Raw genomic sequence first — 18,427 nt, 5'->3', positions numbered from 1 at the left:
TAATTAAAGTCAATTTAACTCTTTAATTTCAATATTGCTGCGTTCTTGTTATTTTTTATTATTTATAATTTGTTGTAAAATACAACATTTTAAATATTATCTCTCCTAAATTAAAATGTAAGTGATAATTATGAAATGTGAAAAACTAGAATTATGCGAAGAATGGGATAAGGTATTTCCAAAATCCGATAAAGTACATCATGAAAAGGTAACCTTTGTTAACAGATATGGAATTACATTAGCTGCAGACTTGTACAAACCTTTAAATGCAGATGGTAAACTGCCAGCTGTTGCATGCTGCGGACCATTCGGTGCTGTTAAAGAACAGGTTTCAGGTTTATATGCACAGACTTTAGCTGAATATGGATTTTTAACAATAGCTTTTGACCCTTCATTTACCGGTGAAAGCGGTGGCCATCCTCGTTTTATGGCATCTCCCGACATCAACACTGAAGACTTTCAGGCTGCAGTTGACTTTTTGGCAACTCATGATGATGTAGACTCTGAAAGAATCGGAATCTGCGGTGTCTGCGGATGGGGAGGAATGGCCTTAAATGCAGCATCCATCGATACACGTATCAAGGCAACTGTAACATCAACAATGTATAACATGACACGTATCAACGCAAAAGGATACTATGATGCAGATGACAATGCAGATGCAAGATATGAAATGAAAGTGGCTTTAAACAATCAGAGGACTGAAGACTATAAAAACGGCGAATATGCAAGGGCAGGTGGAGTAATTAAAGAGCTCACTGACGATTTGCCTCAATTTGTAGTTGACTATCACAACTTCTACATCAAGGAGTTAGGATATCATCCAAGATCCCCTGGTTCAAATGACGGATGGAATGTAACAGGATGCATGTCATTCATCTCACAGCCTATAATTGCATACTCAGATGAGATTAGAACTCCGATTTTGATGATTCACGGTGAAAAGGCTCACTCAAGATATTTCTCAGAAGATGAATTTGCAAAACTGACAGGGGACAACAAGGAACTGATGATTATTCCTGATGCAGTCCACACCGATTTGTACTATAAAACTGATGTAATACCTTTTGATAAGATTGCAGAGTTTTACAGCAAAAATTTATAATCCCTTTTTGGGATTTACTTTTTTTTAATTCTTAAGTTTAAAATTAGGTTACTTTTTTGATATTCATTGATTTTTTTTGAATATTGTCTAAAATTATGTTTCTCTAACATATGTCCGTATTTAATTGATATTTGAAAAAATAATATTTTTACATAGGTTTTTGAGCTTTTTTTTCAATTACATTAATATATGTATAATAACAAAAATAAGTGTATAATATTCAGAAAATATAATTTTCAAATAAAATTCCGGTGTTTTTAATGAAAAGTAAAAAGATAATGTTATTAATTTGCATGGTAATATGTCTGATGTTTACAGTCTCAGGCGTTTTTGCAAATGACATAACAGATGAAACAGATGTACAGGTGCTTCAAGTAACCGGAAATGATGTAAATGATACGAATCTGCAGGCAAGCAGTTCATTGTCCACTTCTGCGGTTTACTTTGATGCATCTGCTAGTAGTGATGGAGATGGTTCCCAATCAAATCCATATAAAGTTTATAAAGCTGACAGGATAAATTACGGTGATACAGTTTATTTCGCTGATGGTGTGTATACTATTTCTGAGGCAAACTCAATTTATTCTTCTTCAAAATATCCGACAACATTTATAGGTTCCGAAAATACTATTTTGCAGTCTGGCTTATCACACAAGTTTGATTTTACTGTTACTGATAATTCTTATTTTGTTTTGAAAAACTTAACAATGATAGGTGTTCACATTAACAATCAGGCTAATCTGATAGCTGAGAATGTTGTATTCCAGGACAGTGTAGGTTTTAATCCTGATAATATGCCAAGTTTGTCTTATTCATATGTGTCCAAATACTATGATTCTTCATATGGTGGAGTAATTATCTGTGACACTCCTTCAAATAAAAAGACTACTTTAAATTTAACAAATTGTGATTTTAAAAACAATATTGCATTGTCAGGTGGAGTTATAGCTGCATATAATACTATTGCAAACATTCAAAACTGTAAATTTTACAATTCCACTGCAAGCAACTTTGGAGGTGCAATTTACAGTATTAAATCCAATTTCAAAATTATTAAGTCCTCATTTGAACTTACTAATTCCAAATATGGTGGTGTAATATATTCCAATTCAACTGACCTGTATTTGAAAGATTCTCAGTTTACTAAATCTCAATCTAATAGTTTCGGTGGTGTAATTGCTGCATTTTCAGGCAGATTAGACATCAACAATGTCATATTTACTAATTATAAGTCATTAGGTGATGCAGGTGGTGCAATATATTCCACTGGAATAACATTAAATATTGCTGATTCCACATTCACAGACGGTTATTCCGATTTTGGAGGAGCAATCTGTAACTTAAAATCTAATTCAACAGTTACCAATACCAAATTCATAAATAACCATGCTGAATATTACGGCGGTTCTATCTACAATATGTACGGAAACATTGTCCTTTCAAAAAATATCTTCAACAAAACCCAGGCTGAAACCGGAGGAAGCATATTTAACAGATTTTCAGATTCATTCGAATTATCAAACAACCAGTTTGTCGATTCAAAAGCTGATGAAGGAGTAATCGTATTTATTGACGGAGATAATGTTAAGGTCACAGAAAATGGAAACACTTATGATAACACTTATGTTCTTTTAGTATATGGAAATGTTTATAATATTGATTATTATGAATCAGTTCCTGTAATTAAATTCTCACCGGAATCAATTGAAGTTATACCAACATTTTACGATTCAAGAAAATACGGATATATTACTCCGGTCAAAGACCAGATTCAGGGAGGAAACTGTTGGGCATTTTCAGGTATTGCCACATTGGAAGCATGCATTAAAAAAGCAACCGGAATTGCTTATGATTTTTCTGAAGAAAACGTTAAAAACCTGATGTCAGAATATTCCCTGTTTGATTTGGATGCTGGAGTAAACAACGGTGGAAACCTCTATATGTTTATAGCTTATCTTGCAAGCTGGTTCGGTCCGATATATGACGAATATGATGTTTATGATGATCACTCAGCAATATCTAAAATATTTGATTCTTTAATCCATGTTCAGAATGTCTGCATTTTGCCTGAGCGGAAAAATTTCTATGACAATGACGAAATCAAAAAGGCAGTATTGAAATATGGTGCTGTTTCAATCGGTATTGATTTATCTGCAAATCAGGGTCACGCAGTTACCATTGTCGGATGGGATGATGAATTCACCAGTAGTGACTTTTTAGGAAATAAGGCACTTGGTGCATGGATAATTAAAAACAGCTGGGGTTCCGATTGGGGATATAACGGTTACGGATACCTTTCCTACCAGCAGCCTATCAGCTACGGTTATACATTCATCTTTGATGATGAGCGAGAGTACAGCAATGTATACCAGTATGATTTTGCAGGAAAAAGCGATTTTCATAGCTTGTCTGGTGGCGTAGTTTATATAAAAAATAAGTTCACTGCTAAAAATGATGAAATATTGTCTGCATTTTCAACATACTTTGATGAACCTACTAATTTCACAGCTTATGTCTACCTGAACGGAGAACTTGTAACTTCACAGAACGGCTCCTCTGATTATAAAGGATATTATACAATTCCGTTTGATAAAGAAGTTAATTTGAAAAAAGGAGACACATTCGAAATTGCAATCAAGATTTTCAATGAAGGACAGGTTTACTTCCCACTTTGTACAGCAAAAGGTATTGATAATATAATTTCCTGTGAAGACATTTCATTTTTCAGTACCGATGGTTCTACTTGGAATGATTTATATAAAAATGCTCAGGGTGTAGCTTGTATAAAAGCATTCGCCCGTTCAAAAAGTTTAAATGAAATATCCATCGATGTAGACCAGTTAGGTGGAGGCTCCAATCCTTTCAGCAGCATTAACGTTAATGATTTAGTCAATATTCAATTAAATCTTCCTCAAAATTATGTTGTTGATGGAGTAAACCATCCAATTGACGGTCTTGTAGAATTCACAATCAACGGTCAAAGTTACTTTGCCAAAGTTGAAAACGGAAATGCTGTTTTAAACATCTCCTTTGATAAAGAAGGAACATATGATATTTCAGCTCAATTCAAATCCAGTAGAGTGACTTCCAATGTCATAAAATTCCAGGCTAATGTAGTCAAAACTCCTCAGGCAGATTTAGTTATTCAGGCAAATGATGTATCTAAATTCTATGGAGCATCTGGAAATTATGCAGTTACATTAACTAACGACGGTAAAGCTTTAAGCGGTGCAAATGTTAGAATTTTAGTAAATGGAAAAGAATACACTGTAGCAAAAAGTGATGCTAACGGTCAGATTGTCCGTGATTTGAACTTGACTGTTGGAACATATCAGATTTCTGCTGTATATGGTGGAAAAGTTGCAACATCCAAATTCACAGTTTTATCAACAATTGTTACCAATGATCTCACTCAGGAATATGGTGATTCTCAAATTTCAGCATCCTTTTTAAATACTGACGGTAATGCTCTTACAAATGCAAAAGTTACATTCGATATTGATCTTTATGGAGTAAATGCTCAGTTTAACACTAAAGCTGATGCAATCACTGATGCTGCAGGTGGAGCTTCCTCTAAAGTTAGCTTACCAGTGTCCAAATATTTAGTATCAGTTTCAAACCCTGTCACCGGTGAGAAAAAACAGTTCCTATTGGATATAATGCCTGTAGATACATCATGTATACTTTCAATTACTCAGTCAGGTTCTTCAGTCACATTTAACGCATTTATTGATACTAATGCAACTCTTACTGTAATGACACGTTTCGAAAAAAATAATCCTCATGTCAATTTCGTTATTGGGGATAAAGTGTATAAAGCTAATGCCAATTATACACGTATAAATGATGAAAATAGGATTGTTGCTTATGCTAGTTATACACTAGCCAATGCCTTTGCAAACGGAGATTATACAGTATCTGCAATTTTTTCAGGTGACGGCAACTTTAAAGTTTCTTCAGACACAAGAGAATTTTCAGTCACCGAAAATCCATATACATTATCTTCAAGTGATTTTTTAGGTTATTACGGCAGTGCAGGAACTATAGCTACTATACTTAAAAAAGAAACTGAAAATGGCAAAGTAAAATGGGTTGGTGTCAAAGGCGAAGTCGTTTATGCAACAATAGGAAATATAAAATATAATGCTACAACTGATGAAAATGGACAAGCTATTTTCAGACCTGATTTGGAAGTGGGTGAATATGTGGTATTATTTGAATACAAAGGTCAGTCATTAATGAAATATCTTTTCGTTGAATCCACAATTGATATGGATGATTTAAGCGGTCAGTATTTAGATTCCAAAGTAGAGGCAACTTTCAACTATTATGTCGGAACTGATTTAAAACCTCTGGAAAATAAAGATGTTAAATTCATTGTTAACGGAAAAGAATATGGAGCAGTCACTGATGAATACGGATATGCAAGTGCAGATGTTGACCTGCCTGTCGGAACTCACACTGTTACAGCTGTAAACCTGTACAACGGTGAGAAAAAACAGTCAAAGATAACAATCTTTAAAACAACTCCTACACTTTCAATTTCTAAATCCAAACGTGGAGATTCTGTATTTATAACTGCTAGTTTCACACAGACTTCTGCAGTCGGTAATGTTATATTTACTATGGGGTCAAATAAGTATGTCACTATTATTGAAGGAGGTCAAGCAATACTTGCATTAATCGTTCTTGATGAAGGTTCATATGATGTATATGCGAATTATATCGGAGATCCTAACTTCAACAATATTATGTCAGAGACTATGAATTTTACTTATGAGCATACAAACTACACAATAACTGCCCCAATAGTAACAAAATATTATGGTGGTTCTGAAAAATTCGCAGTTACTTTAACTAACTTCAATAACCCTGTCAGCGGTGAAACTGTAACCGTGACTATCGCTGATAAAGTATATAATATTACAACTGACAGTAGGGGTGTTGCTACACTTAATGAAAAATTAAACCCTGGAACTTACAGTGTATACTGCAGTTTCGACGATAAGACTGTTTTTTCTGAAATTACTGTAAAATCGACAATTACTGTCACAAGTAGTACTGAAGATGTTTCATACTCAAAATTGAGTGCGGAATTCAGGGACACTAACGGTAATCTAATCAAAAATACTCAGGTTACATTTAAAGTAGGTAATCAGGAATACAAACAAACAACCAGCAGCGAAGGTATTGCAACTTTCGAACCTACTTTGGATAAAGGCGAATATACTGTATCTGCTGTAAATCCTGTTACCGGAGAAATCAAAGATTCCAAACTGGTTATTACAAAATCAACTCCAACATTTGATGTATCTGTAGTTAAAAAGGATGGAGTAAATGTTTTAAAAGTTGTTTTACCGAAAGCAGCTACAGGTGTTGTTGAATTTGTATTTGATAATGGAGAACTTTATGAAATTCCACTCGAAGGCGGAGAATGTATACTTGACGGTATTGACCCTGGTGAATATCAGGTTAAAGTTACCTATAATGGAAATGATGCATACAATCCAGTTTCAAAATCCACTCCATTTACAGTTTACAGAATTGCATCTGTTTTAACAGCTTCAGGTGTTACAACCACTTACGGAACCAGCAAAAAGATTGTCATGACACTGAAAGATACCAGAGGCAATATTCTGGCCGGAAGTATTATAACTGTCAAATTGAACAATAAAGTTTATCCTGCTGTAATTTCAAGTGAAGGAGATGCTGAAATCACAGTTCCTGCATCATTAGGTGCAAAAACCTATTATGCAGAAATAACCTATGCCGGCGAAGACAATATTGACGGAATTACAAAGACAGTTAAAGTTGTAGTTAAAAAGGCAACTCCGAAATTAACTGCAGCTAAAAAGACCTTTAAAGTTAAAGATAAGACCAAAAAATACGTGGTTACCTTAAAAACAAATAAAAACAAAGTTTATAAAAAACAGAAAATCACCATAAAAGTCAACGGTAAAACATATAAGGCTACTACAAACACAAAAGGACAGGCAACATTTAAACTTACCAAATTAACTAAAAAAGGAGCTTTCACAGCTGTTGTTACATATTCCGGAAACTCCAATTTCAATAAAGTAACTAAAAAGGTTAAAATTACTGTTAAATAAGTGACCAAAATCACTTATTTCTTTTTTTTATTTTAAATTATTTTTCACTATTTTTTTTACAATTTATCAATGTTTTTAAAAAATTTATTGTTCAAATAAAATTTTTTAAATAGTTGTTTGATTAAATTAATATTAACTGACTTTTGATTATGAGGATATCATATGAAGACTATTAACAAGCTGGACAATAAAATTAAGTTAACCTATCTGCTGCTGCTGATAGTGAATGTGGCATTATGGGTAATTATAATTTTAGAATCTTCAAAAAATGTTTTTCAATTTTCTATTTCTGATTTGGAAAATTACGCTACAATAGCTTCAGTTCTAATCATATTCGGTTTTATATCTTCAAGACTGCCAAGATTAAGGTCATTGGGTGACAGTGCATTATATGAAATAGGATATCTTCTCATAATGGGTATGTTGGGTCTGTCAGTATCATATTTTAATTCAATAGCTAATGATTTTCTCTCTTTGGAACCTTTCGTTGATATGTTCATGATTTTGGCAATTGTTCTGATTATCTTGATTTTAGCAATCAGGCTGAAATTTATGAAATCTCTTATTGTCCGTGACTACACTCGCAGGGATAAAATTTTCTGTATGATATTTTTCTTGATGTTGGGCTTTCTTGCAACATTCATGTCTCTGGATTATGGAAGTTATTCATCTAATGTGAGGACTATGACTGTAATGATGGCAGGAATGTTCGGAGGACCTATTGTAGGAATTCCAACGGCTTTTCTCTGTGGTGCTTTAAGATTATGTCTGGGAGGCCTTACTGTTGTTCCATGTGCTATTTCAACAGTCATCTGCGGATTTCTCTCAAGTGCTGTATATATCTGGAATGGAAAAAGATTTTTAAGAACTCACCAATCAGCAATTCTAATGTTTTTATTTATTGGTTTTGAAATGCTGATGATTATCGTCTGCTGCGGAGTAGAAAGTATTCCTATAATCCTTAATATCTATGCACCTATGGCATTTGCAGCTGTTGTCGGAATAATTCTCTTTAAGCTGGTTATATCTGAAACAAGAGATGAGGAATCTGACGATGATAAAGATCCTGAAACTGAACTTGAAGAGTTAAAAACTTCCTTAAAAAAATATGAAGAACGGATTGAGAAACTGGAAGAGAAACTGAATGAAAACAAATCAAAAGAGAGTGACTGATATGGGTTTAGGTTCATTTTTTAAAAGAAACAAGAAAGATAAAACTGAAGAAGTAGTTGAGGATTGCCACATTGACATTAACACTGATGAATGTGATGGTTGTGAGAAATGCTCCATTGCATGTCCTAACAATGTTTTGATGATTGTCGATGAGGTTTCAACAGTCCGTGACGCACAGGTATGCAGGAGCTGCAAGGTATGCATGGCAATTTGTCCTAATGACTGCATTACCGTAAATTAATGATGAAATTTTCATCTTCTTATTTTTTTCTGTAAATTCCATTATCCAATTCTAAAAGAAGTAATTGATAATTTTAATAGTTAATATAAAACTTATCAGTTTAAATGAATCTTTCATTAAAATTATAAAAGAAATAGTTTAAATTAAAAAATTTGAATTTGATTATCTACATTTATAAAATAAAAAATAGAATTATAGGCTGAGTTCATCAGCACCTATAACTTGAATAGTCATATTTTTGATAAATTCTTCACTTTCTTCGCCGAAGTTTAAAAAGTGAGGGGATGCCATATGTCTTTTAAGAACATCTAATGATTCCCATTTTTCAACAAATGTCAAACAATCATCATTTATAGATTTTAAAAGTTTATAATCAATATTACCTTCTTCCTGTAAGGTTTCAAATATCAATTCATCGGCAACTTCTATAATACTATCTTGACAACCTTCTTTTGGTTCAATATTTGCTAAAACTAATATGAAATCCATGTTATCACCAAAAAAACTTATAATTTTCATTATACTTAATATTTATGTTAAATATATTTAACATCGGGAAGTTTGCAAAAATACTTTAATTAAAAACCAGATATATTAAAACAGTAAAAATTATTTGGAGAAAGAAGATGATATATTCAACAGAAATTGAAAATATGTGTCTTGTTAGAAAAGGTGCAAATCATGACCCTGCTCCAATTCCTGAAGAAGGAAAATGGGTTAAAGCAAAAGAAGTATCTGATATTTCAGGTTTCACTCACGGTATCGGCTGGTGCGCACCGCAGCAAGGATGTTGTAAATTAACTTTAAATGTTAAAGAGGGTATAATAGAAGAAGCATTGGTAGAAACATTAGGTTGTTCAGGAATGACTCACTCAGCAGCAATGGCTGGTGAAATTCTTGTTGGAAAAACAATTCTTGAAGCATTGAACACCGATTTGGTCTGTGATGCAATCAACACTGCAATGCGTGAACTGTTCCTCCAGATTGTATACGGAAGAACTCAGTCAGCATTCTCTGAAGGAGGTCTTCAAATCGGTGCTGGACTTGAAGACTTGGGAAAAGGTCACAGAAGCCAGGTAGGAACAATATATTCAACCAAAGAAAAAGGTCCAAGGTATCTTGAACTTACAGAAGGATACATTACAGAAATAGGCCTTGACAGCGATGATGAAATTATAGGTTACAAATACATTAACTTAGGCGTAATGCTTGATCAAATCAAAGAAGGTGTTGACCCTATGGAAGCTATTGACAATGCAACAGGCCAGTACGGAAGATTTGATGATGCAGCTAAAAAAATAGATCCGAGGAGTGAATAAAATGAGCTTATTTGAAAGTTATGAAAGAAGAATTGACCAGATCACTCCGGTTTTAGAAAAATATGGCATAAAAGACCTCCAGGAAGCTAAACAGATTTGTCTTGACAAAGGATTCGACCCTTATGAAATTGTCAAAGGCGTTCAGCCAATCTGTTTTGAAAATGCCTGCTGGGCATACACTCTTGGAGCTGCAATAGCTATAAAACAGGGATGCATCAAAGCATCTGAAGCTGCAAAGGCAATAGGTGAAGGTCTTCAGGCATTCTGTATTCCTGGAAGTGTAGCTGATGACAGGCAAGTAGGATTAGGACACGGAAACCTTGCATCAATGCTTTTAAGTGATGAAAGTGAATGTTTCGCATTCCTTGCAGGTCACGAAAGTTTTGCAGCTGCTGAAGGAGCTATCGGTATTGCAAACTCTGCAAATGAGGTAAGAGAAAAACCTTTAAGAGTAATATTGAACGGTCTTGGAAAAGATGCAGCATTAATCATATCCAGAATCAACGGATTCACTCATGTTGAAACTGAATTTGACTACTTTACCGGCGAAGTTAAAGTAGTTAAGGAAAAAGCTTATTCTGATGGTGAAAGGGCAAAAGTAAGATGTTATGGTGCTGATGATGTACGTGAAGGAGTAGCTATCATGCATCTTGAAGGAGTTGACGTATCAATTACAGGTAACTCAACAAACCCTACACGTTTCCAGCATCCAGTTGCCGGAACATACAAAAAAGAATGTATCTTGCAGGGCAAAAAATACTTCTCAGTCGCATCAGGAGGAGGAACAGGAAGAACACTCCACCCTGACAACATGGCTGCAGGACCGGCATCATACGGTATGACAGATACTTTAGGAAGAATGCACTCAGATGCACAGTTTGCTGGATCATCTTCCGTCCCTGCTCACGTGGAAATGATGGGATTGATTGGAATGGGTAACAATCCTATGGTCGGAGCTTCTGTAGCTGTTGCAGTTGCTGTTGAGAAAGCTATGAAATAAGGGATTTCATCCCTTAATTATTTTTTTTGTTCTGAGTATTGTCTTGGAGATTATCTAAACTGTTTTTTGAGTGGTATTATGATGACTATGTGGGGACTTGCCGTTAGAGGAATATGCGAATTTGAAGGTAAGGTTTTGCTTTTAAAAATAAGATCCAAATCAGCTCATGATGCAGGTAAATGGGAAATTCCCGGGGGCAAGGTTAAAAAATGCGAATATTTTGATGACGCTCTTCGAAGGGAATACCTTGAGGAAACAGGCCTTGAAGTGGATATTGAATCACTGTATAATGTAGTTAGAAATGATTATACAGCATGCAAAACCTCTGAAGAGATAAAATCAATTCAGCTGATTATGAAGGTTACATGCAAAAGCAGTGATGTTAAAATCAGCAGAGAACATGATGAATATGGATGGTTCAGCTGGGATGAAGTTTATAAAATGATTGCTGACGGGCTTTTGACACCGCCAGCAGTCAATGCTTTCATGAAGAGATAGGGATGTAGAAAATATTAAACATCCCTATTTCAGTTCTCAATTTTGCAATTTCAATGTCTTTTAGTTCAAGTATGGTACTGAGATTTTCTTTTGTAAGGCTATGATGATTTTTAAGTTCCTCAATTCTGATGTATTTTGAATCAACTTCAACAAAACATTTAAATCCTTGCTCTTGAAGGATTATTCCAATCAGTTGCGCTTTTTTGACATCGGCAATGTTTTTTTCTAGTATGTCTTTAAGAGTAGTCATTTTTTTCCGCCTCATTATTGGTTTAACTATTTTAGGGTTGAATTTCATAAACACATTTTCCATCGCCCATTGAATAACATTTAACTTCTTCAATGTTTAAATCGAGTTTGAAATAGCTATTGAAAAGTTTTTCTAGCATTCCTTTTTCCAGATTGCATATAGGCAGTCCTGATTTTGGAAAATTGAATGATTCAAAACAATCTATGCAAGTTATTCGTATTTTGTTTTCAGTATCGAATTGTATTTCGCCTAAATTATTTTCTCTCCAGTATAGGGATATATTGTCCAGGAAGTTTTCCAGATTTTCGTCGTATAATTGGCTGAACAGGTATTCGCCAATGTAATTTCCGATTTTCTGCAAAATTGGGGAAATATCCATCCCGTATTCCATTAAAATGGATTTGAAGGTATGGGTCAGCAATGTAACGTAGTTTATTTCGCCCTGTTGAATAAACTCGTCTATCAATAATTTAGTCTGGTTTTTATAGTTTTTCTTGATTTGTTTAGAATCAATTGATCCTAAAAAATCGGCATTCAAATAGAAAATCTTTTTTCTATTGTCGCGGGGGTCTGCTTTATAGTTCACAATCCCTTCTTCGCGTAAATCCCTTAGATGCATAGATACGCTGGCTTTGGATTTAGATGTATTTTCAACTATTTCTTCGAAGTTCATTTCGTCGTGTCTAAGCAGGTCGAGAATTTCATATTTCATTGGACTTTTAATGATGTCAATTCCGACCATCTGCTGGTTTGTTTTATTATCGTTTAATATTATTTGTATCGGGTTTGAGGTAGTCATAGTGTGCCTCCTAAAATTATAATTAAACTAAAAACATCTACATTGCAAATAAATATTTGGTCTTTTTTAATATATAAATCTTTTTAAAATGCTTAAAATTTTGTTTAGACAAACTTTAACTGTTAAATGCAATAAATACTAAATTTAAATTAAAAGTAGGTAATATCAATTAATTTTGAGAAAGAAAAAATATGAAAAATTTATAGTTTTTTAAGTGGTTTTGTGATATAAATTGTGATTATGTAAAAAATTTGTTCGTATTTATTAAAACATTTTTAATTTCTGGTGATGGTAATTTGTTGATTATTCGAGTCCTAAAAGTTTGGAAGCGTTTTTGTATAAAATCAGTTCCCTTTCTTCATCTGTGAGATCAATCCTGTTAAAGTATTCCATTTCGCTTTCAGATTCCCACATAGGATAATCGGTTCCCCACAGAACTCTGTCAGCACCATATGCATGAATCAGTCTTAAGGCAGTTTCGGGTGTAAGGTCATAAAGACTTGAGCTTAAATCCACATAAAGATTTGGAGTTCCGGCAAGCTTTTCGGTAGCTTCCTCCCACATGCTCCATCCTGCAAAATGAGCTCCGATAAATGTAATGTCTGGAAACTTGTCAAGGAAGGGTTTAATCTGTTCAGGATTTGAGTAGTTGTATCTGAAATCTCCGCAGTGAACAAGCATAGGAACATTGCCTTTGCTTACAACTTCTCCGATTCTGAATGCTTTTTCTTCATTCATTGCAAACATCTGAAAGTCAGGATGCAGTTTTACTCCTTTAAGTCCAAGCTCTATCAGATAATCAAAATCGCCCTGGATGTCTTCGCTGTCTGGGTGAAGTGTTCCGAAACCTGTAAACAAATCCGGATGCGTATTCACGGATTCTGCAATAAATTCATTAATTGATTTGACCTGTTTTGGAGTAGTGGCAACTGAATGCACCAGATAGTGTGTTACTCCAACTGTATTTCCGTCTCTTATCAAATCATCCAATTTTCCGTTCAGTGACATATCCAAATCATAAAAGTCTCTAATTCCAGTTACTGCTTTATCTGCTATTTTTTCAGGATATATGTGACAATGTGCATTTACTATTTTTTGCATAAAATTAAACCACCTATAATAATCATGTTACATTTTTATTTTTTAACTATAAAATATTTAATTAATTTGAATGTATAATTATATAATATGTCAGTAGAAAGATGTCCTAACTGTAACAAGATTATCTCTCCACAGGAAAAAATCTGTGCTGGCTGCGGTTTAAAGCTTGATAACAATTCAATCGGAAGAATCAATTCGATATATCACAAAAGCAATATTGGTGTTTTGATATATCTGGCAATTTTTTTGCTTGGAGCATTAATATATGCATTTGTAAACTGGATTCTGGCAATAGTTGTTGTTGTGGTGCTTTTTGCAGTTTCACTGTATCTTCTGTTTAGAAATTAGGTGAAAAATCAGTATAATTTTTCACCGGTGTATTCATTTTCTTCAGTGTAGATTCTAATCAGCCTGTCAACGAGATCCTCATACATGAGCCTGTAGCCGATAGCTCCTCCGTGAGGTGACTGGACATTATTAAGGCTTAAATCAGAATACTCTCCGCAATTGTTGATGATATACCACATTCCGTGAGGAGTATATATGAATAATTCACCTTCGCCGTCTTTAGCTCCATTTTTAAAGCTGTCCTGGGGATCATATATTTTTGTGGAATGAACTGCAAGTCTTGAGAGGTCCTGTTCGGGACGTGTACCGCTTTTAAAAAGCATTGTAAGCCATTCATAGGATTTGTCCTTAAGGTTTGCTTTTTTAATAGGGTCTGCAAAAGTTTCCTTTACTTTGTTTTGTCTTTTTTCAAGGGTGTTTGTTATTCCAAGTATTTCTTCGACTTTGCTGACATCCTTTTCAAGGCATCTCCATCCTTCAGGCCTTCCGGTTACCTGAACATTTCCTTCAACAAAGTCCATTCTTTTGAATTTTCTGAAATAGGGTTTTACCTTTTCAAATTCTTCATCGGGAATCTTTCTGTTCAGTCCATAAAGGTATCCGTATTCGTTGGCATCATAACATTTTGTTTCAAGTTTAAGTTCTTCATCAACCATATAATCAACTCTCTAATTGTTTAAAGATTAGTTTTAATAGTATAAAACATTTTATATTTATTAACAAAAATTTTAAAAAAATTGAATTTGATATCTTTTGTTTAAATTAATTTAAATATTTTAAAAGATATTTAGAATTTTTTCAAGCTCGTAAGCTATTTTTATTATAAAAACTAATATTAAGATATGGTAAAAGTAAGTATAATGGGGTCAACAGGAATAATTGGAAAAAATGTTGCATTTACCCTAGCAAGGGCGGATACTGTTGATGAAATAGTATTTTTTGCAAGGCCCCAAAGTGTGGATAAGGCTAAAGGCGAAACTTTTGATATGTATGATGCGCTGGCAGCTGAAGATATAGACTGTAAATTAACACCGACTGATGATTTTAATGATTTGAAAAATTCAGAAATTGTGCTTATTACTGCTGGAGTTCACCGTGAAGAGGGGATGAACAGACGTGATTTGGCAATTCCTAATTCTGAGATCGTAGCCGAATATGCTCACCAGATTTCAGTTCATGCACCGGATTCAATCATAATGGTTGCAACCAATCCGGTTGATGTAATGACAACCGTTGCATATAAGGCTTCCGGATTTAAGAAAACCAAGGTAATAGGTATCGGAAACCACCTGGATTCATTAAGGCTTAAAGCTTATTTCTCAAGACAAATCAACATCAACAGTTCTGAAGTGCATACACGTGTTATAGGCGAACATGGAGATCATATGGTTCCTCTTTTAAGTTCAACAACAATCGGTGGTATTCCGTTGAAGTATTTCGTACGTGCTGTTGATATGGAAGTTCCAAGACTGGTAAACAGACTCAAAAAAGCGGGAAATACAATCATTTCAAAAAAAGGCGCCACAGAATATGGTCCGGCATTTGCTATTGCAAATTTAATTTCAACAATAATCACTGATTCTCATAAAATACTGACAGTTTCAACATATCTTGAAGGAGAAATTGCAGATGTACATGATGTCTCTATTGGAGTTCCGGCAGTACTATCCAAAAACGGTATTGCAATGATTGTACCTATTCATATGAATGATTTTGAACTTCATGAATTCAAGGAAGCTGCAGAAGCTATCAAAGAGACTACCGATATCGTTATGGATAATTTGAATAAGTAGATGAAATTATGGATTTGTTGAGTTTTGTTAAAAAATGGACAGAATCAAGTTTAATTTTAAAAATTATTATTGGATTGATTATAGGGGCAGTTTTAGGAATTTTAGTTCCGCAATATTCGATAATCGGATTGCCGGGTGATTTGTTTGTAAGTGCACTTAAGGCAATTGCTCCGATTTTGGTATTTGTACTGGTTACCTCAGCAATTTCAAAGGCAAAAAGCGGTATTGCACAAAGGTTTAAGACAGTTATAGTTCTGTATTTGTTCAGTACATTTTTGGCAGCTATGGTGGCTATTATCGGAAGTTACATGTTTCCGGTTACTATGCATTTGTCTGCAGCAAGTACTGCCACTACTCCGGGCGGACTTGGAGAAATAGTATCAAATCTGCTTTTAAACATTTTCCAAAATCCTATCAAGTCTCTGGCTGAAGGTGAGTATCTTGGAATACTTTTCTGGTCAGTAGTATTAGGTATTGCAATTAAAAATGTTGGTAGGGACAGCACAAAAGATGTATTGGATGACCTTGCAGAAGCGATTACCCGTGTGGTGCGTGCTGTAATTCAGTGTGCTCCTTTCGGTATTATGGGGCTTGTTTTCAAGTCAGTTTCTGAAAGTGGAATAGGAATATTTACACAATACGGGCAGCTGATTTTACTTTTAGTAGGATGCATTGGATTTGTTGCATTTGTTACAGATCCTTTAATAGCAGGATTTGCACTAAAACGAAATCCTTATCCTTTGGTATTGACATGCCTTAGAGAAAGCGGAATCACTGCATTTTTCTCAAGAAGTTCAGCGGCCAATGTTCCGGTAAATATGGAATTATGCAGTAAATTGGGCCTTGACAAGGATTTTTATTCAATAAGCATTCCTTTGGGTTCAACCATTAATATGGAAGGTGCCGCAGTGACAATTACGGTAATGACCCTTGCGGTATGTAACACTATAGGAATCCATGTGGCATTTCCTTTGGCAGTCATATTATGTATAATCTCTACCCTGGGAGCATGCGGTTCATCAGGTGTGGCCGGAGGTTCACTTCTACTGATTCCTATGGCATGTTCACTGTTCGGAATATCTCCAGACATTTCCATGCAGGCTGTTGCAGTCGGATTTATAATTGGAGTAATTCAGGATTCCTGTGAAACTGCACTAAATTCCGCCGGTGATGCACTGTTTTCAGCTACAGCAGAATATTATGACCGATCCAAAAAAGGAGAACCCGTTAATTTCTTAGGAGAATTTGCAAAATGAAACTGGTAGTACAGAGAGTAACACACGCAAGCGTTAAAGTAGACGGTGATGTCACAGGTAAAATTGATGAGGGGCTTATGGCGCTGGTAGGTTTCGGTGAAAACGACACTCAAAAGGAAGCCGATTATCTGGCCCGTAAACTTGCAAAGCTGAGAGTATTTGCAGATGATGAAGGCAAAATGAACAAATCAGTACTGGATATTGGAGGAAAGCTCCTGCTGGTTCCTCAGTTTACCCTATACGGCAAAGTCAAAAAATACAGGCCTTCATTTCACAGAGCCCTTGCACCTGATAAGGCAACAGAGCTTTTTGATTACTTTGTAGAAAAGTGCAGGGAATATGTTGAAGTCCAAACCGGTGTTTTCGGAGCATATATGAAAGTTGACTTGCTCAATGACGGTCCGGTAACAATAATACTTGAAAAAGAATTCGATGATTAGTATCAAGTTAAATACATAAATTTAAAAGCAGATTATATAAATATATAATTTGATAATCATTGGAGACTTTCTAAAAATGTCCGGTAAAATTACCAAAGCGCAAGAGATTAAAAGATTAACAACTCCTTTAACTTTCAAGGATTCCAAAGCATATGACTGTGAAGGAAAATTAATCAGCTGTGTAGAAACATTATCTGAGATAAAATACATCGTAGAGCCTCGCGAAGGCATTCTTAGTGATGACGAGATAATGCAGTATGCACCTGAATCAAAGGCAGCTTCACAAATACGCTTAAAGAGAGGTTTTGGTGATCTTTCAGATATGCTTTTAGTTCATGAATCTCTACCATGGCTTTTAGGTCTTTACTATGTAATTTTACTGTCCATATCTCTTCCTATTCTTTTTAATAGGAATCTCTTTTTTTCAGTGATAATTCTTGTTTTATTCATAGTTCCTATACTTTATGCATACCGTGCATTCAATTTGAAGACTTATCGCGCTAAAGATACTGCTGAATCTCAAAAGAGAGATACATCTAAAGCAGATAAAGGTGATGAAAAAGTCACTGTGGATATTGATGAGGAAATGCATCTTGAATCACTCAAACAGTATGAGGTTGAAATAAATAATCTTAAGGTATTGTTTGAAGTTAAAGAGGATGTAGCAAGACAACTGGTAGCTAAAAAGTTCAAGCCTCCTCAGATTACATATGACAGGTTTATCCTGATGATTGACAAATGCAATGATTTGTTTTATTCTCAGGCAGATACAGCATTAAATATTATAAAACTGGCTGCTGAAGACACACCAAGAATCAGAAAAGAGGTTGAAAATAAAATAGATTCAATGAAAAGAATAATTGACCAGATTGAAGATTTGACAAATGAACTGGTAATCAATATAAGTACCGATTCCGATTCCAAACAGGAAGTGCAGGTTTTATTGGATGATATGGAAGACCTGATAGGTTCCGTTAAAGATTATAAAGAGTGA

General features: G+C 34.6%; 17 protein-coding genes. 12 read left to right on the top strand and 5 right to left on the bottom strand.

Going from position 1 to position 18,427, the window contains the following annotated elements:
• Positions 1–130: 130 nt before the first annotated feature.
• The 4 genes from QZN33_RS07125 to QZN33_RS07110 all read left to right on the top strand — a co-directional run bounded on the left by QZN33_RS07125 (position 131) and on the right by QZN33_RS07110 (position 8,629).
• Entirely contained in the window at positions 131–1,105 is a 975-nt protein-coding gene (locus tag QZN33_RS07125) for an alpha/beta hydrolase (protein WP_296790450.1), read from the top strand.
• A 260-nt stretch (positions 1,106–1,365) separates the two neighbouring features.
• Positions 1,366–7,215 (top strand): lectin like domain-containing protein, encoded by a 5,850-nt coding sequence (locus tag QZN33_RS07120; RefSeq protein WP_296790448.1) that lies wholly within the window; start codon positions 1,366–1,368, stop codon positions 7,213–7,215.
• Positions 7,216–7,377: 162 nt separating this feature from the next.
• Complete coding sequence (locus tag QZN33_RS07115; RefSeq protein ID WP_296790446.1) at positions 7,378–8,388, top strand: LytS/YhcK type 5TM receptor domain-containing protein; 1,011 nt, start codon at positions 7,378–7,380, stop codon at positions 8,386–8,388.
• Positions 8,360–8,629: a ferredoxin family protein gene (locus QZN33_RS07110; RefSeq protein WP_296790444.1), complete on the top strand. Its 270-nt coding sequence runs from the start codon at positions 8,360–8,362 to the stop codon at positions 8,627–8,629. Before QZN33_RS07115 ends, QZN33_RS07110 begins: the two co-directional genes overlap by 29 nt.
• Before the next feature lie 192 nt (positions 8,630–8,821).
• On the opposite strand, the gene QZN33_RS07105 is transcribed toward QZN33_RS07110, so the two are convergent.
• Entirely contained in the window at positions 8,822–9,118 is a 297-nt protein-coding gene (locus QZN33_RS07105; protein ID WP_296790442.1) for a putative quinol monooxygenase, read from the bottom strand.
• A gap of 137 nt (positions 9,119–9,255) precedes the next feature.
• On the opposite strand from QZN33_RS07105, the gene QZN33_RS07100 reads away from it, so the two are divergent.
• From QZN33_RS07100 to QZN33_RS07090, 3 genes are all read left to right on the top strand, one after another.
• A complete protein-coding gene (locus QZN33_RS07100; protein ID WP_296790435.1) occupies positions 9,256–9,948 on the top strand; it encodes an iron-sulfur cluster assembly scaffold protein in 693 nt (230 codons plus the stop codon).
• A 1-nt stretch (position 9,949) separates the two neighbouring features.
• A complete protein-coding gene (locus QZN33_RS07095) occupies positions 9,950–10,948 on the top strand; it encodes a GGGtGRT protein (protein WP_296790432.1) in 999 nt (332 codons plus the stop codon).
• A gap of 78 nt (positions 10,949–11,026) precedes the next feature.
• Complete coding sequence (locus QZN33_RS07090; protein ID WP_296790430.1) at positions 11,027–11,446, top strand: NUDIX domain-containing protein; 420 nt, start codon at positions 11,027–11,029, stop codon at positions 11,444–11,446.
• Here the strand turns inward: QZN33_RS07090 and QZN33_RS07085 are convergent.
• From QZN33_RS07085 to QZN33_RS07075, 3 genes are all read right to left on the bottom strand, one after another.
• A complete protein-coding gene (locus QZN33_RS07085) occupies positions 11,433–11,696 on the bottom strand; it encodes a hypothetical protein (RefSeq protein ID WP_296790428.1) in 264 nt (87 codons plus the stop codon). The genes QZN33_RS07090 and QZN33_RS07085 overlap by 14 nt on opposite strands.
• A gap of 31 nt (positions 11,697–11,727) precedes the next feature.
• Positions 11,728–12,495 carry a V4R domain-containing protein gene (locus QZN33_RS07080; RefSeq protein WP_296790426.1) on the bottom strand — a complete coding sequence of 256 codons (768 nt, stop codon included), beginning with the start codon at positions 12,493–12,495 and terminating at the stop codon, positions 11,728–11,730.
• Positions 12,496–12,798: 303 nt separating this feature from the next.
• The gene (locus QZN33_RS07075; protein ID WP_296790423.1) at positions 12,799–13,596 is read right to left on the bottom strand and encodes an amidohydrolase family protein; all 798 of its coding nucleotides are present in this window, start codon (positions 13,594–13,596) and stop codon (positions 12,799–12,801) included.
• Positions 13,597–13,683: 87 nt separating this feature from the next.
• Here QZN33_RS07075 and QZN33_RS07070 point away from each other — a divergent pair, with 87 nt between their 5' ends.
• Positions 13,684–13,944 carry a hypothetical protein gene (locus tag QZN33_RS07070; RefSeq protein ID WP_296790421.1) on the top strand — a complete coding sequence of 87 codons (261 nt, stop codon included), beginning with the start codon at positions 13,684–13,686 and terminating at the stop codon, positions 13,942–13,944.
• Positions 13,945–13,952: 8 nt separating this feature from the next.
• Here QZN33_RS07070 and QZN33_RS07065 read toward each other — a convergent pair whose 3' ends face one another.
• Positions 13,953–14,600 carry a hypothetical protein gene (locus tag QZN33_RS07065; RefSeq protein ID WP_296790419.1) on the bottom strand — a complete coding sequence of 216 codons (648 nt, stop codon included), beginning with the start codon at positions 14,598–14,600 and terminating at the stop codon, positions 13,953–13,955.
• Between the two features lie 186 nt (positions 14,601–14,786).
• Between QZN33_RS07065 and QZN33_RS07060 the strand changes: the two genes are divergently transcribed.
• The 4 genes from QZN33_RS07060 to QZN33_RS07045 all read left to right on the top strand — a co-directional run bounded on the left by QZN33_RS07060 (position 14,787) and on the right by QZN33_RS07045 (position 18,427).
• Entirely contained in the window at positions 14,787–15,737 is a 951-nt protein-coding gene (locus tag QZN33_RS07060; protein WP_296790417.1) for a malate dehydrogenase, read from the top strand.
• 8 nt (positions 15,738–15,745) lie between these two features.
• Positions 15,746–16,993: a serine/threonine transporter SstT gene (gene sstT / locus QZN33_RS07055; protein ID WP_296790415.1), complete on the top strand. Its 1,248-nt coding sequence runs from the start codon at positions 15,746–15,748 to the stop codon at positions 16,991–16,993.
• Entirely contained in the window at positions 16,990–17,433 is a 444-nt protein-coding gene (gene dtd, locus QZN33_RS07050) for a D-aminoacyl-tRNA deacylase (protein WP_296790413.1), read from the top strand. The genes sstT and dtd overlap by 4 nt, the downstream gene beginning before the upstream one ends.
• Positions 17,434–17,509: 76 nt before the next feature.
• Positions 17,510–18,427, top strand: a complete 918-nt coding sequence (locus QZN33_RS07045) for a hypothetical protein (RefSeq protein WP_296790411.1) — start codon at positions 17,510–17,512, stop codon at positions 18,425–18,427.

It is taken from the genome of uncultured Methanobrevibacter sp. (assembly GCF_900314615.1).
Taxonomy (GTDB): Archaea; Methanobacteriota; Methanobacteria; order Methanobacteriales; family Methanobacteriaceae; genus Methanocatella.
This window is presented reverse-complemented; position numbering and strand designations above follow the sequence as displayed.

Bases quoted from the DNA above. Each gene is read 5' to 3' on its own strand.
- QZN33_RS07125 (WP_296790450.1), top strand. From the start codon at position 131: ATGAAATGTGAAAAACTAGAATTATGCGAAGAATGGGATAAGGTATTT.
- QZN33_RS07120 (WP_296790448.1), top strand. From the start codon at position 1,366: ATGAAAAGTAAAAAGATAATGTTATTAATTTGCATGGTAATATGTCTG.
- QZN33_RS07115 (WP_296790446.1), top strand. From the start codon at position 7,378: ATGAAGACTATTAACAAGCTGGACAATAAAATTAAGTTAACCTATCTG.
- QZN33_RS07110 (WP_296790444.1), top strand. From the start codon at position 8,360: ATGAAAACAAATCAAAAGAGAGTGACTGATATGGGTTTAGGTTCATTT.
- QZN33_RS07105 (WP_296790442.1), bottom strand. From the start codon at position 9,118: ATGGATTTCATATTAGTTTTAGCAAATATTGAACCAAAAGAAGGTTGT.
- QZN33_RS07100 (WP_296790435.1), top strand. From the start codon at position 9,256: ATGATATATTCAACAGAAATTGAAAATATGTGTCTTGTTAGAAAAGGT.
- QZN33_RS07095 (WP_296790432.1), top strand. From the start codon at position 9,950: ATGAGCTTATTTGAAAGTTATGAAAGAAGAATTGACCAGATCACTCCG.
- QZN33_RS07090 (WP_296790430.1), top strand. From the start codon at position 11,027: ATGATGACTATGTGGGGACTTGCCGTTAGAGGAATATGCGAATTTGAA.
- QZN33_RS07085 (WP_296790428.1), bottom strand. From the start codon at position 11,696: ATGACTACTCTTAAAGACATACTAGAAAAAAACATTGCCGATGTCAAA.
- QZN33_RS07080 (WP_296790426.1), bottom strand. From the start codon at position 12,495: ATGACTACCTCAAACCCGATACAAATAATATTAAACGATAATAAAACA.
- QZN33_RS07075 (WP_296790423.1), bottom strand. From the start codon at position 13,596: ATGCAAAAAATAGTAAATGCACATTGTCACATATATCCTGAAAAAATA.
- QZN33_RS07070 (WP_296790421.1), top strand. From the start codon at position 13,684: ATGTCAGTAGAAAGATGTCCTAACTGTAACAAGATTATCTCTCCACAG.
- QZN33_RS07065 (WP_296790419.1), bottom strand. From the start codon at position 14,600: ATGGTTGATGAAGAACTTAAACTTGAAACAAAATGTTATGATGCCAAC.
- QZN33_RS07060 (WP_296790417.1), top strand. From the start codon at position 14,787: ATGGTAAAAGTAAGTATAATGGGGTCAACAGGAATAATTGGAAAAAAT.
- sstT (WP_296790415.1), top strand. From the start codon at position 15,746: ATGGATTTGTTGAGTTTTGTTAAAAAATGGACAGAATCAAGTTTAATT.
- dtd (WP_296790413.1), top strand. From the start codon at position 16,990: ATGAAACTGGTAGTACAGAGAGTAACACACGCAAGCGTTAAAGTAGAC.
- QZN33_RS07045 (WP_296790411.1), top strand. From the start codon at position 17,510: ATGTCCGGTAAAATTACCAAAGCGCAAGAGATTAAAAGATTAACAACT.